Origin of the sequence: Streptomyces lycii (assembly GCF_009735685.1) — a bacterium.
Classification (GTDB): Bacteria; Actinomycetota; Actinomycetes; order Streptomycetales; family Streptomycetaceae; genus Streptomyces; species Streptomyces lycii.
This window is the reverse complement of the sequence record NZ_WHPN01000122.1, coordinates 1-14,282: the sequence shown is the minus strand read 5'-3', so window position 1 is coordinate 14,282 and position 14,282 is coordinate 1. Positions and strand designations below refer to the sequence as shown.

9 protein-coding genes are annotated in these 14,282 nt (G+C 74.0%); 6 read left to right on the top strand and 3 right to left on the bottom strand.

Going from position 1 to position 14,282, the window contains the following annotated elements; all coding sequences use genetic code 11:
* Positions 1 to 106: 106 nt before the first annotated feature.
* Both GCU69_RS05405 and GCU69_RS05400 read right to left on the bottom strand, forming a co-directional pair.
* Positions 107 to 1,606, bottom strand: a complete 1,500-nt coding sequence (locus tag GCU69_RS05405) for a sugar ABC transporter ATP-binding protein (RefSeq protein ID WP_235978253.1) — start codon at positions 1,604 to 1,606, stop codon at positions 107 to 109.
* 567 nt (positions 1,607 to 2,173) lie between these two features.
* Positions 2,174 to 3,358: an ROK family transcriptional regulator gene (locus GCU69_RS05400; protein WP_098754427.1), complete on the bottom strand. Its 1,185-nt coding sequence runs from the start codon at positions 3,356 to 3,358 to the stop codon at positions 2,174 to 2,176.
* Between the two features lie 497 nt (positions 3,359 to 3,855).
* Between GCU69_RS05400 and GCU69_RS05395 the strand changes: the two genes are divergently transcribed.
* The 5 genes from GCU69_RS05395 (at position 3,856) to GCU69_RS05375 (ending at position 11,085) form a co-directional block, all read left to right on the top strand.
* Complete coding sequence (locus GCU69_RS05395) at positions 3,856 to 4,821, top strand: threonine/serine dehydratase (protein WP_098754426.1); 966 nt, start codon at positions 3,856 to 3,858, stop codon at positions 4,819 to 4,821.
* 185 nt (positions 4,822 to 5,006) lie between these two features.
* Positions 5,007 to 5,837 (top strand): formate dehydrogenase accessory sulfurtransferase FdhD, encoded by an 831-nt coding sequence (gene fdhD, locus GCU69_RS05390; protein ID WP_156205266.1) that lies wholly within the window; start codon positions 5,007 to 5,009, stop codon positions 5,835 to 5,837.
* A gap of 185 nt (positions 5,838 to 6,022) precedes the next feature.
* Positions 6,023 to 8,017, top strand: a complete 1,995-nt coding sequence (locus GCU69_RS05385) for a sialidase family protein (protein ID WP_235978251.1) — start codon at positions 6,023 to 6,025, stop codon at positions 8,015 to 8,017.
* A gap of 251 nt (positions 8,018 to 8,268) precedes the next feature.
* The gene (locus GCU69_RS05380) at positions 8,269 to 10,083 is read left to right on the top strand and encodes an AMP-dependent synthetase/ligase (protein ID WP_156205265.1); all 1,815 of its coding nucleotides are present in this window, start codon (positions 8,269 to 8,271) and stop codon (positions 10,081 to 10,083) included.
* A 171-nt stretch (positions 10,084 to 10,254) separates the two neighbouring features.
* Positions 10,255 to 11,085, top strand: a complete 831-nt coding sequence (locus tag GCU69_RS05375) for an aldo/keto reductase (protein ID WP_156205264.1) — start codon at positions 10,255 to 10,257, stop codon at positions 11,083 to 11,085.
* 99 nt (positions 11,086 to 11,184) lie between these two features.
* Here GCU69_RS05375 and GCU69_RS05370 read toward each other — a convergent pair whose 3' ends face one another.
* Positions 11,185 to 11,766: a peptidase inhibitor family I36 protein gene (locus tag GCU69_RS05370; RefSeq protein WP_156205263.1), complete on the bottom strand. Its 582-nt coding sequence runs from the start codon at positions 11,764 to 11,766 to the stop codon at positions 11,185 to 11,187.
* A 556-nt stretch (positions 11,767 to 12,322) separates the two neighbouring features.
* Here GCU69_RS05370 and GCU69_RS05365 point away from each other — a divergent pair.
* Positions 12,323 to 14,282, top strand: a 1,960-nt coding sequence (locus GCU69_RS05365; RefSeq protein ID WP_156205262.1) for an ABC transporter ATP-binding protein, incomplete at its 3' end; no start/stop codon positions are given.

Below are 14,282 nucleotides of genomic sequence, written 5' to 3'. Positions count from 1 at the left end.
TTTCCGCGCGGCGCGGGGACCGCGCCGCCGGAGCCGCCGGACGGGCCGCCGGACGCGGGCGGAGAGGCGGGCGGGGGCACGGCGGGCCCCGGGGTGGCACCCGTGGTCATCGCGACGGGCTCCCTTCCATGACGAGGTCGAGTACGCGGTGTTCGTCGAGTTCACGGGCGGGCGCCTCGTGGACGACGCGGCCCTCCCGCAGGACGAGCACCCGGTCGGCGAGGCCGAGGACTTCCGGCACCTCGCTGGACACGAGCAGGACGGCCACGCCGTCGTCGGCGAGCCGGCGGATCAGGGCGTACAACTCGGCGCGGGCGCCGACGTCCACGCCCCGGGTGGGTTCGTCGAGCAGCAGCACCTTGCAGCCGCGCAGCAGCCAGCGGGCCAGGACGACCTTCTGCTGGTTGCCGCCGGACAGGGTGCGCACCGGGCGGTCCGGGTCGTCCGGGCGCAGCGACAGGTCGCGGATCGAGGCCTGCGCGGCGGACCGCTCGCCGCCCCGGTCGAGCCAGCCGCCGCGCGAGAAGCGGGCGAGGGAGGAGACGGAGACGTTCCGGGTGACCGACTCCAGCATCAGCAGGCCCTGCGCCTTGCGCTCCTCCGGGGCCAGGCCGAGTCCGGCCCGGACGGCGGCGAGCACGCTGCCGGGGCGCAGCGGACGGCCGCCGACGAGGACCCGGCCCGCGGTGGCGCGCCGCGCACCGAAGATCGTCTCCAGGATCTCCGAGCGGCCGGAGCCGACGAGCCCGGCGAGACCGACGATCTCCCCGGGACGCAGCTCCAGGTCGACGGGCGCGAACTCGCCCTCGCGGGCCAGCCCTTCCACCTTCAGCACGGGCGCGGGCGCCCCTTCCGCCGGGGCCGGCTCCGCGGGCCGCTCGGGGAAGACGTACTCGACGTTGCGGCCGGTCATCAGGGCGACGATGTCGCGGGTCGGGGTGGAGTGCGCGGGCAGTCCGCGGGCGGCGGCCCGGCCGTCCTTGAGGACGGTGACGCGGTCGCCGATGCGGCGGATCTCCTCCAGCCGGTGGCTGATGTAGACGACGGCGACACCGGCGCCGGTGAGGTCGTCGACGATGCGGAAGAGGTTGTCGACCTCGTCCGGGTCGAGGACGGCGGACGGCTCGTCCATCACGATCAGCCGGACGTCGTGGGAGAGCGCCCGGGCCATGCTGACGATCTGCCGGCCCGCCGCGGAGAGGTCGCGGACCAGGGTGTCCGGGTCGATCTCGCCGTGCCCGAGCCGGGTGAGCAGGTCGGCCGTGGCGGTGCGGGCTGCCCCGGCGCGGACGAAACCGGCGCTGGCCAGCTCGTGCCCGAGGTGCACGTTCTCGGTGACGGACAGATCCTCGACCAGGTCGAGTTCCTGGTAGATGGTGGCGATGCCGAGGGACATCGCGGCGGTCGGCGAGGAGAGCCGGACGGGTTTGCCGCGCCAGTGGATCTCGCCCTCGTCGGGGCGGTGCGCCCCGGCCAGGACCTTGATCAGGGTGGACTTGCCGGCGCCGTTCTGGCCGAGCAGGCAGTGCACCTCGCCGGGGAGCACGTCCAGGTCGACCCCGTCGAGGGCCCGTACACCGGGGAACGACTTGGTGATGCCGGTCATCGTGAGCAGCGGGGCGCCGTCCGGCGGGGACGGCTGCGGCACCGGTGCGGACACCGGTACGGAGTCGGGCGGGGGTGCCATGGCGGGGCCTCCTCGGCGGTTGCGCCGTTGTCGCTGCGCTGAGCAGGGCAGGGGTCATCGCGGTACGGCGCGCCGGGGCGCGCGCCCGCTGCCGGGTGCGTACTGGGCGGTGCTGGCTGTTCCGGTGCTGGCGGTGCTGTTCCGGCGGAGTGGTTCTGCCGCCGGTGTTCCGGTGGTGGTGCTGTTCGGGCGCCGGTGTTCTGTTCCGGTGGTGGTGCTGTGCGGGTGGCGCCGTCGCGGTGGTGCGGGTGACCATGCCGGTGCCGGTGGTCCGGCCCGTGGTGGTGCTGCGAGCCGGGTGGTGCGGGTGGCGCCGTCGCGGTGTGGTGCGGACCCGGCGGGGCCGGTTCCGGGGTGGCGCACGTGCTCCGGAGGTACGGGGGCGGGCTCGGGTCCGCGGGCCGGCGGGAACGGCCGCCGGTGCGGGGTCGGGCGGGTCGGCTGGTGGGCGGACAGGACAGGTGCCCCGGGGGGCGCGCGGTGCTGCTAGGCGGGCGAGAACAGGTGGTCGCTGATCAGGCGGGCCGCGCCGATGACTCCGGCGACGGCACCCAGTTCTCCGAGGACGATGGGCAGGTTGCCGGTCGCCAGGGGCAGCGACTGGCGGTAGACCTGGGTGCGGATGGCGGCCAGCAGCGTGTGACCGAGACCGGTCACCCCGCCGCCGATCACCACCAGACCGGGGTTGAAGAAGCTGACCAGGCCGGCGATGACCTGGCCGGTCCGCTCGCCGCCCTCGCGGATGAGGTCGAGCGCGGCCGGGTCGCCCGCCGCAGCGGCGGTGGCCACATCGGCGCCGTCGAGCCGGCCGGTGGTCTCCAGCCGGGCGGCCAGCTCCGCGGAGCGGCCGTCCCGGGCGGCGGCCTCGGCGTCCCGGGCGAGCGCCGAGCCGCTGAAGTACGCCTCCAGGCAGCCGCGGTTGCCGCAGGCGCAGGGACGCCCGTCGGGCTCGACCCGGATGTGGCCGATGTCGCCGGCGCTGCCGGTCGTACCGCGGTGGACCTCGCTGCCGACGACGATGCCGCAGCCGATGCCCGTACCGATCTTGACGCAGAGGAAGTCCTGCACGGAGTGGGCGACGCCCGCGTGCTGCTCCCCCATCGCCATGAGGTTCACGTCGTTGTCGACCATGACGGGGGCGCCCAGCTCCTGGCTGAGCACCTCCCGTACGGGGAAACCGTCCCAGCCGGGCATGATCGGCGGCGCGACGGGGACGCCCTCGGGATAGCGGACGGGACCGGGCACACCGACGCCCGCGCCGTCGAAGCCGTCGGGCGCCACACCCGTGTCGCGCAGCTTCGCGGCCATGGCGAGGACCTGTTCGAAGACGGCCACGGGCCCCTCGCGGACGTCCAGCGGCTGGTTCAGATGGCCGAGGATCTCCAACTCCGCGTTGGTGACGGCGACATCGACCGAGGTCGCGCCGATGTCCACGCCGAGGAACCGCAGCGCCGGGGCCAGCCGGATGTTGTGCGAGCGGCGGCCGCCGCGCGAGGCGGCGAGCCCGTCCGCGACGACCAGGCCGGTCTCCAGCAGCCGGTCGACCTCGACGGCGAGCTTGGAACGCGAGAGGTCGACCTGGTCGCCGAGCTGGGCGCGGGAGTTGGGGCCGCCGTCGCGCAGCAGCCGCAGCAGGCGCGCCTGGTGCGCGTTCGCGGGTCGGGCCGTCATGCGCCTCACGCCACCCCTCCCTCCCTGGCCTCTGGCACGGGAGTACCGGTCAACTGCTGTCACCGCCCGGGACCTTCTCGGTACGCCGGGCTTGCACGGGAAGTTAGCAGCGAACGTCGGGAGTGGGAAGAAGTTTGGCAGGAATCATCGGTGACTTTCTCCTGACTGTGGACAAAGACCCGGGTACGAGCGCACTCCGCCCCGGTGTCACGGGAGCCGGGGCGGGCCCCGGGCGCGGAGGCGCGGCGGGTAGCGTTGCACGGTGGCACGGCCTCCCTCCCGACGCTCCCGCCGGACGGCGCCTGCCACCGGACGGCACCCGCCGCCGGACGACCCCCGTCCGATACGGCGGGCCTCCCGCCGGCCGGCGGGGACGGGCAGGGCATCACCGGTACGGCACCACCGGCGGGTCGCCACCGGCAGGACACGGCACGGCACGCCGCACCACCCGGGCGCCGCCCGCCCGGCAGGACCAACGGAACGAGGAGAACAGCGCCTTGCAGCACCAGCTCGGTTACGCCGATGTCCGACTGGCCGCCGACCGGATCGCCGGCAAGGTACGGCCGGTGGGCGTGGTGCCCGCCGGGGGGCAGCGGTCACCGGTGTGGCTGGCGCTGGAGCAGCTCCAGCACACCGGGTCCTTCAAGGCGCGCGGAGCACGCAATTTCCTCGCCGCGCACATCGAGGCCGGGACCCTGCCGGACGCCGGGGTAACGATCGCCTCCGGCGGCAACGCCGGGCTCGCCTGCGCCTGGGCCGCCCGGGAGGCAGGGGTCCCGGCCACCGTCTTCCTGCCCGAGACCGCCCCCGCCGTGAAGGTCGCGCGCCTCCGGTCGTACGGGGCCGAGGTCCGGCTGCGCGGCGGCGAGTACGCCGAAGCGCTCGCCGCCTGCGAGGAGTTCACCGCCACCACCGGAGCGCTCCCCTCGCACGCCTACGACCACCCGCTGATCGCCGCCGGAGCCGGCACCCTCGTCGACGAGATGCTCCGCCAGGTCCCCGGCCTCGACACGGTCGTGGTGTCCGTGGGCGGCGGCGGGCTCTTCGCGGGGGTCGCCACCGCCGCCCTCCACCACGGGCTGCGGGCCGTCGCCGTGGAGCCCGAACACTGCCGGGCCCTGAACGCCGCCCTGGAGCACGGCCGGGTGGTGGACGTCCCCGTGGACTCCGTCGCCGCCGACGCGCTGGGCGCGCGCCGCGCCACTCCGATGGCCCTGGCCGCCGCACAGCGGGACGGCACCCGGTCCGTACTGGTGCCGGACGCCGAGATCGTCCGGGCGCGTCGCGCGCTGTGGGACGAGTACCGGCTCGCGGTGGAACTCAGCGCGGCCGCCGGCTACGCCGCCCTGGCGGCGGCCCGCGACGGCTCGCCCCACGGCTATGCCCCGGACCCGGACGAGAAGGTCGCCGTCGTGCTGTGCGGCGCCAACACCGACCCCGGCGATCTGGCCGGGGAGGGCTGACCGCGGTCGGGTGCGCCCGGCGGACCGGGCCGGACGCACGGCCGGCGGCCCCGTCCCCGTACCGCCGGCCGGTCCCCGCGCAGCCGGAGAGGCCACCGCGGTCGTCGGCCGGCCCTCCGGCGGGCATACGGTGACCGGGGGGCACACAGCACACAGCAGCGGGCGGCAGGCAGGAGCGCAGCCATATGGGACGGGTCACCGAGCGGCGGCCGGTAGTGCGGATCCGGGACGGGGCGGTCAGCTCACGCCCGGACACGCTGGTCGCCGAGGAGCCGATGGAGATCCGGCTGAACGGCCGACAGCTGGCGGTCACCATGCGCACCCCCACCGGGGACGATTTCGCGCTGGCCACCGGCTTCCTGGTGAGCGAGGGCGTACTGGCAGGGCCGGAGGACGTGCGGAACATCCTCTACTGCGCGGGCGCCACCGCCGAGGGCGTCAACACGTACAACGTCGTGGACGTCCAGCTCGCCCCCGGGGTGCCGCTGCCCGACATCGCCCTGGAGCGGCACGTGTTCACCTCGTCCTCCTGCGGCCTCTGCGGCAAGGCGAGCCTCGACGCCGTACGGACGACCGCCCGCTGGAAGATCGCCGACGACCCGCCGCTGCGCGTCACACCGGAGACCCTGTCCGCCCTGCCCGACCGGCTGCGGGCGGCCCAGAAGGTCTTCGACCGGACCGGCGGGCTGCACGCGGCGGCGCTGTTCTCCGAGGACGGCGAACTGCTGGACGTCCGCGAGGACGTGGGCCGGCACAACGCGGTGGACAAGCTGGTCGGCCGGGCGCTCCAGGACGGACGGCTGCCGCTGTCGCGGACGGTGCTGCTGGTGTCGGGGCGGGCGTCGTTCGAGCTGGCGCAGAAGTCGGTGATGGCGGGGATCCCGGTGCTGGCCGCCGTGTCCGCGCCCTCGTCGCTCGCGGTGGACCTGGCCGCCGAGGCCGGGCTCACCCTCGTCGGCTTCCTCCGCGGCGGCTCGATGAACGTGTACGCCGGGGCCGGGCGCGTCGCGGTCTGACGGGCCGCGCGAGGCACCGGAGCCGGCGGGATCCGCGCCGCCGCGCATCCGCCGACTCCGGTGGCGCACGGTTCTTGTGACCGGAGTAGCGGCCCAGTAGCTTTGTGTCACCAGACCGGACATGGGACGTGGGACGTTGGACGCTGCCGTGTCCGGTTACGTACGTCCGAAGGGGCCGCTCACTCGTGACGTCACATCCGCGCACCCCAGCCCACGGCAGACACCAGCGGCTCCGGACCCCGCTCCGGGCCGCCGCCGTGCTGCTCGCCCTCCTGACCGCCCAGCCCGCGCTGACCGCCCAGCCCGCGGCCGCCCGGCCCCCGCTCGCCCCGTCCGCCGCGGACGCCGCGAACGCTCCGGACGCCGCCGGCCCGGCCGCCCCGTCCGGCGGCTTCGACCAGCAGGTGCTGTTCAAGGCCGGCCGGGACGGCGCCGAGGCCGGCTACTCCTGCTTCCGGATCCCCGCGACCGTACGGACGACCGACGGCACCCTGCTCGCCTTCGCCGAGGGCCGGGTCGACAACTGCGGCGACGCCGGAGACATAGACGTCGTCCTGCGGCGCTCCACGGACGGCGGCCGGACCTGGGGCCCGCTGGAGATGGTCAACGAGGGCGGCGGTGACACCCACGGCAACCCGGTTCCCGTCGTCGACCGCGGCACCGGCCGGATCCTGCTCGCCACCACGTACAACGAGGGCCGCGACGACGCCGGGAACTGCGAGGTCCCCTGCGAACGGATCCCGCACCTCCAGTACAGCGACGACGACGGCCGCAGCTGGTCGGCACCGCGCGACCTGTCCGACGCGATCCGGCCGCCCGGCTGGGACGCCTGGTACGCGACCGGGCCGGTGCACGGCATCCAGCTCACCCGCGGCCGGCACGCCGGCCGGCTGGTCTTCGGCGTCAACGCCGAGAGCTACGAGGACGGCCGCATCACCGCGAACCACGCCGTGCTGGTGCACAGCGACGACGGCGGCGCGACCTGGCGCACGGGCGCCCTGGACAGCTGGCCGGTCGCCGGGGACGGCACCTTCCGGCAGAAGCCGTCCGAGATGACGCTGCTGGAACGCCGGGACGGCAGCATCTACGTGAACGGGCGCGAGCAGGACGGCACCGACCTCGGCCACCGCACCGAGGCGGTCAGCCGCGACGGCGGCGAGAGCTTCACCGCCCCCTTCGCGGCGATCCCGGACCTCTACACCCCCATGGTCCAGGGCGCGGCCGTGCGCCCGCTGGACGGCGACGGGCGGGTGCTGTTCTCCGCCCCGGCCGACCCGGACCGCCGCCGCACCATGATGATCCGTTCCTCCTGGGACGAGGGCCGCACCTGGGAGGGCGTGGACCGCGGCCGGACGGTCACCACGGACTGGTCCGGCTACTCCGACATGGTGCCCATCGCGCCGGGGCTGACGGGGCTGCTCTACGAGGGCGGGCCGGCCGACGCCCGGGACGAGATGCGCTTCGCCCGCTTCACCGACGCCTGGCTGGGCCCGCGCCGCGGACCGGACCCGGTGACCTCCGACCGGGCGTGGCGGGCCCGCGACGCCGTGGTGCTCGGTGGCGCCGAGGCGGTCGGCGGCCGCTTCGGGCGCGGGCTGGCGTTCGACGGCAGGGACGACGGCGTGCGGCTGCCGTACCGGGACTCGCTGCGGCTCGGGGAGCGCGACTTCACCGTGAGCCTGTGGTTCCGCTACTCCGCCGCGGAGGGCGACCAGCCCTTCCTGTGGGCGGGCGGGGTCGGTGCGCGCAACCCGCAGGTCTGGGTGCGCGGCGAGCCGGACCGGGGCCGGGTGCGGGCGCTGCTGACGGCGGTCGACGGGGCGGCTCCGGCCCGTACCGCCTCGGTGGTGACCGGCGGCGCGTACAACGACGGCGACTGGCATCATCTGGCACTGCGCCGGGCGGACGGCATGCTGAGCCTCTCCGTGGACGGCGGGGAGCCGGTGTCCGCGGCCGGGGTGCCCGGCAGCGTCAGCCGCAACTCGACCTTCGGGGTGCATCTGGGCGAGAAGGCGGACAGCCGAGGCCGGCTCACGGGCGCGCTGGACGAGGTCCGGGTCTACGCCCGGGCGCTGCCCGACGCGGAGCTGACGCGCCTGCGCGAGCGGGGCGCGCCGAGCGCCGCGGCCGGACCGGCGGTGCTCGACCTGCCGCTGGACCGGGTGCGACGCGCCCGGTGAACCAATACGAACACACTCTCGATGTAAAGCAGCGGTGACGGGCGGGAGCCGATTCCGTGGAGATTCCCCGGCTCCCGTCTTACTCAAAAGTAAGGAATTCGCCCACACCGCACCGGGACATCCCGACATCGCCACCTGACCTGCACACTTGTCGCACCCTACGGTTGCGTAGGAACTCTCCACAGCACTGCCCGGATCGGGTACGGTCGCGGCGCTGTACGGAGTTTCCGAGGAGCGATTCGTTGCGCGACATGTACGTGCCCCCCGTCGTCCCGGCACCCCAGGCAGGCGGCCTGGCGGATGCCGTGTTCGACCATGCCGCCGACGACCCCGACCGGGTGGCCCTCGGCCGGAAGGTCGACGGCGAGTGGCAGGACGTCACGGCGGCGGAGTTCCGGGACCAGGTGCTGGCTCTCGCCAAGGGCCTGATCGCGCAGGGAGTGCGGTTCTCCGACCGGGTGGCCATCATGTGCCGCACCCGCTACGAGTGGACGCTCCTCGACTTCGCCCTCTGGACGATCGGCGCCCAGCCGGTGCCGATCTATCCGACGTCCTCCGCGGAGCAGGTCATGTGGATCCTGCACGACGCGGACATTTCGGCGTGCATCGTCGAACACGAGGACCACGCGATGACCGTCGGCTCGGTCATCGACCGGCTGCCGCGCATGACCCGGCTGTGGCAGCTGGACGCCGACGCACTCGACATGCTGGTTGCCTCGGGCGAGCACATCGAGGACGAGATCGTGCACCGGCACCGCCGCGCGGTCACCCCGGACTCGCAGGCCACGGTCATCTACACCTCGGGCACCACCGGCCGCCCCAAGGGGTGCATGCTCACCCACGCGAACTTCATGTACGAGGCCGACTCGATCGTCGCCCGCTGGGAACCGGTGTTCCACTCCAAGCCGGGCGACGAGGCGTCGACCCTGCTCTTCCTGCCGATCTCGCACGTCTTCGGCCGGATGGTCGAGGTCGCGGCGATCCGCGGCAGGGTCAAGCTGGGACACCAGCCCAGCCTGACCGCGTCCGCGCTGCTGCCCGATCTGGCCGCCTTCCGGCCGACCTTCATCCTCGCCGTGCCGTACATCTTCGAGAAGATCTTCCACGCGGCGCGCCGGAAGGCCGAGGGCGAGGGCCGGGTCAAGCCGTTCGACAAGGCCGTCGACGTCGCCGTGCGGTACGCGGAGGCCGGGGAGCACCGGTCGTTCGGCACCGCGCCCGGGCCCGGCCCCGCGCTGCGCGTGCAGCACCAGCTCTTCGACAAGCTCGTCTACGCCAAGATGCGCGACGCCATGGGCGGCCGGATCCGGCACGCGATGTCCGGCGGCTCCGCGATGGAGCGCCGGCTCGGGCTGTTCTACGCGGGCGCGGGCATCACCATCTACGAGGGCTACGGCCTGACGGAGTCGACGGCCGCGGCCACCGCCAACCCCCCGGAACGCACCCGCTACGGCACCGTCGGCCAGCCGATCCCCGGCAGTTCCGTGCACATCGCGGAGGACGGCGAGATCTGGCTGTACGGCGGACACATCTTCAGCGGCTATCTCAACGAGCCGAAGGCCACCGCGGAGACCCTGCGGGACGGCTGGCTGGCCACCGGTGACATCGGTGCGCTCGACGAGGACGGCTATCTGACGATCACCGGGCGCAAGAAGGAGATCCTGGTGACGTCGGGCGGCAAGAGCGTGTCGCCCGGCCCGCTGGAGGAGCGGGTGCGGCTCCATCCGCTGGTCGCCCAGTGCATCGTCGTCGGCAACAACCGGCCGTACATAGCGGCGCTGGTGACGCTGGACAACGATGCCGTCGCGCACTGGCTCCGGATGCGCGGCAAACCGGAGATGGGCCCGTCCGAACTCGTCCGCGACCGGGACCTGGAGACGGAGATACGCCGGGCCGTCGTGGCGGCCAACACCACCGTCTCGCAGGCGGAGTCGATCCGCACCTTCCGGATACTGGCCACCCAGTTCTCCGAGGAGCAGGGCCTGCTGACGCCCTCCCTGAAGCTGAAACGCAAAGCCATCGAGAACGTCTACGCCGACGAGGTCGACGCCCTCTACCGGGCCTGACCGGCGGCCCGGTGCCCCGGTCTCCCGGCCGGCGTGCCCGGCCTCCCGGCAGGCTCCCCCGCCGTCCCGGCAGGCCGCCTTCCGGCACCGGCCGGTCGCGCCGGGAATGCGCGCGGGCCGCCGACCGTTGACCATGAGATGTACCTGCCCGACGACTCAAGGATCGCTTCCGTGACCCAGGTCCCCACCATCACGCTCAACAACGGCTCCCGGATGCCGCAGCTCGGCTTCGGCGTCTGGCAGATCCCCGACGAGGAGGCCACGGCCGCGGTCAGCACCGCGCTCGAGGCCGGCTACCGGAGCATCGACACCGCCGCCATCTACGGCAACGAGAAGGGCACCGGGCGGGCCGTCGCCGAGTCCGGTCTGCCGCGTGAAGAGCTGTTCGTCACCACCAAGGTCTGGAACAGCGACCACGGCTACGACGAGACCCTGCGGGCCATGGACGCGTCGCTGGAGAAGCTCGGCCTGGACTATGTCGACCTCTACCTGATCCACTGGCCGACGCCCAAGCGGGACAAGTACGTCGACACCTACAAGGCGCTCGAACAGATTCTCGAAGACGGCCGGGCGAAGGCCATCGGCGTGTCCAACTTCCTGCCCGAGCACCTGGTGCGCCTCATCGGTGAGACCTCCGTGGTCCCCGCGGTCAACCAGATCGAGCTGCACCCGCGCCTCCAGCAGGCCGACACCAGGGCCTTCCACGCCGAGCACGACATCGCCACCGAGGCCTGGTCGCCGCTCGGCTCCGGCAAGGGCCTGCTCGACGACCCTGCCATCGGGCGGATCGCGCAGAAGCACGGCCGCACCCCGGCGCAGATCGTGCTGCGCTGGCACCTGACCATCGGCAACGTCGTCATCCCCAAGTCCGCGACGCCGTCCCGGATCCGGGAGAACCTCGACGTCTTCGGTTTCGACCTGGACGACGCCGACCTCTCGGCCATCGCCGGGCTGGACTCGGGCGAGCGGACGGGCAGCCACCCCGCCGATGTGAACTCCTGACCCGCGGGTCCGCGCACGGCGGACCTCGGGCACCCGCGAGGGACGCCGCCCGGGCACCGGCCCGGGCGGCGTCCCTCGCGCGTTCCGCGCCGATGGCGGTCAGCCGGCCACCGAGCTGGCCCAGTCGTTGTAGGCCCCCAGGTTGGCGCTGTAGCTGCCGCCGCCGGACAGCGTGATGTGCCCGCCCCGGCCGCCCTCGTCACGGGCGAGGTGTCCCGCGTCGCTGCGGGACTGGTTGTTGCGCCAGGACGAGGTCTTGTCATTGAAGTTGAACTGGTTGAGGTCGTGCCAGTAGTCGTCGTTGAAGATCAGCCGCCGGCCGTTGCCGTTGGTGTGCTCCCACAGGCACACCCAGCCGTTCGCGCAGGCCGGGAGCGCCGCGGCGGAGTGCTCGCCGCCGCGGTACAGCGGGTCGCTGCGCCGTTCGTAGCCGGTGGCCCGGTCGGCGGCCGCGGCGGTGTCGTAGCAGCGGATGTCGGAGCGCGAGAAGACAGCGCAGGTGTGCGCGCCGCCCCAGCCCCGCGCGAGGTCGATGCGTTCGCCGTGGTACGTGGCGACCGCGCCGGCGGCCGCGGTCCCGGCGGCCGGCTCCGCGGCGTGCGCGGTCGAGACGGCGGACCCCGTGGTCAGCAGGGTGACGGCCGCCAGCACGGATCCGGCCAGGCGTGAGCGTACGGACATGTGTCCCTCCTTGTGGATCGTCCCCCGAGTGGTCGAAGGGGTGCTCCGATCCTGGAAGCCGGTGGTGCGTTCCGGGTAGGCGCACCGGCGGGGCGGGCGACGTACGGGCCCACCGGTGTGATCAGCCGGCGCCGTGGCACGCGCCGTCCGCGCGGGTCGACACGCGGTGGCGGGGCCCGGAGTTGACGGGCCGCGCCGACGGGTCGCGCCGACCCACTGCGGTGAAGGGCCGCGCTGACGGGCCGCGCTGACGGATCCTGACGGCTGCTGACGGCGCTGTGCGGCGAGCGCTGTGCGGCGAGCGGTGTGCCGGGCCGTGCCGGAGAGCGGTGACCGGGGCCGTGCCGACGGGCCGTGCCGACGGGCCGCGCCGCCCCCGGCCCGGACGGGCCGACCGACGGGCGGGACCGCGGCTCCCCGGTGCGGAGCGCGGGACTCCGCGCCGGGGGCCCGGAACCGGTTCGGCGCCGGGCCCGGCCCCGGTAGCGGGATGCGGCTCCGGGCCCGGAACAAAATCCTTGCCCTCAAGTCCACTTGAGGGCCTAGCGTCCCGGTCATGGACATGGAAGTCACCGCTTACACATCGCTCCACCAGACCATGAACGCGCAGGACGACCGGCGCCCGTTCTCCCGGACCACACTGCGCCGCATCGGCGCCTTCGCCCGCCCGCACCGCACCGAACTGGTGTGGTTCCTCCTGCTGAGCGTGGTGACGGCCGCGCTGGCCGTCGCCACCCCGGTGCTCGCCGGGCGCGTCGTCGACTCCATCGTCGGCGGTGCCGCCGAGGGGACGGTGACCCGGCTGGCGCTGCTCATCGCCGGCATCGCGCTGGCCGAGGCCGGGCTGGGGCTGCTCGCCCGCCGGTTGTCGGCGGGCATCGGCGAGGGTCTGATCCTGGACCTGCGGACCGCCGTCTTCGACCATGTGCAGCGCATGCCCGTGGCGTTCTTCACCCGGACCCGCACCGGCGCCCTCGTCAGCAGGCTCAACAACGACGTGATCGGCGCGCAGCGGACGTTCAGCGGCACCCTCTCCGGGGTGGCGGGGAACCTCGTCACGCTGCTGCTCACCGTGGTCGTGATGGCCCGGCTGTCCTGGCAGATCACCCTGCTCGCGCTGGTCCTGCTGCCGGTGTTCGTCGTGCCGGCCCGGCGCATGGGCTCCCGGCTGGCCCGGCTCCAGCGCGAGGCCGCGCACCACAACGCCCGGATGAGCACCCAGATGACGGAGCGTTTCTCCGCCCCCGGCGCGACCCTGGTGAAGCTCTTCGGCCGCCCGGCGGAGGAGTCGGAGGAGTTCGCTGGCCGGGCCCGCCGGGTCCGCGACATCGGGATACGCACGGCCATGACGCAGACGGTGTTCATCACCGCGCTGACCCTCGTCTCCGCGCTGGCGCTCGCCCTGGTCTACGGGCTCGGCGGCCTCTTCGCCCTGCGCGGCAGCCTGGAGCCCGGCGCGGTCGTCGCGCTGGCCCTGCTGCTGACCCGGCTCTACGCGCCGCTGACCGCGCTCGCCGGAGCCCGCGTCGAGGTGATGAGCGCGGTGGTGAGCTTCGAGCGGGTCTTCGAGGTGCTGGACCTGAAGCCGCTGATCGAGGACAGGCCCGCCGCCCGGACGGTGCCGGAGGGCGGGGTGACCGTGGAGTTCGACGGGGTCCGCTTCGGCTATCCCTCGGCGGACAAGGTGTCCCTCGCCTCGCTGGAGGAGGTCGCCACCCTGGACACCCGGGGCGGCACCGAGGTGCTGCACGACGTGTCCTTCCGCGCGGAACCCGGCCAGATGGTCGCGCTGGTCGGCTCCTCCGGCGCCGGCAAGTCCACCATCGCCCAGTTGCTGCCGCGGCTGTACGACGTGGACTCCGGTGCCGTACGGCTGTCCGGGATCGACGTGCGGGACCTGTCGGCGCAGACGATTCGCGAGACGCTCGGCATGGTCACCCAGGACGGTCACCTCTTCCACGACACGGTGCGGGCGAACCTGCTGCTGGCCCGGCCGGAGGCGACCGAGGAGGAGCTGTGGGACGTGCTGCGCCGGTCGCGGCTCGACGGGCTGGTCGCCGGACTGCCGGACGGGCTGGACACCGTGGTCGGCGAGCGCGGCTACCGGTTCTCCGGCGGCGAGCGGCAGCGGCTGACGATCGCCCGGCTGCTGCTGGCGCGGCAGCGGGTGGTCGTGCTGGACGAGGCCACCGCCCATCTGGACTCCACCTCCGAGGCGGCCCTCCAGGAGGCCCTGGGCGAGGCCCTTGCGGGGCGGACGGCGGTCGTGATCGCGCACCGGCTGTCGACCGTGCGGGCCGCCGATCTGATCCTGGTCCTGGAGGCCGGGCGCATCGTGGAGCGGGGGACGCACGAGGAGCTGCTCGCGGCGGGCGGACGCTACGAGGAGCTGTACCGCACACAGTTCGACGAGACGGCCGGGTCCGCGCCCGCCACGGACAAGCCTGTCGGAGGCAGGGCCGCCACGGACAAGGCCGTCGCGGGCAAGGCCGCCACGGAACAGGCCGTCGCGGGCA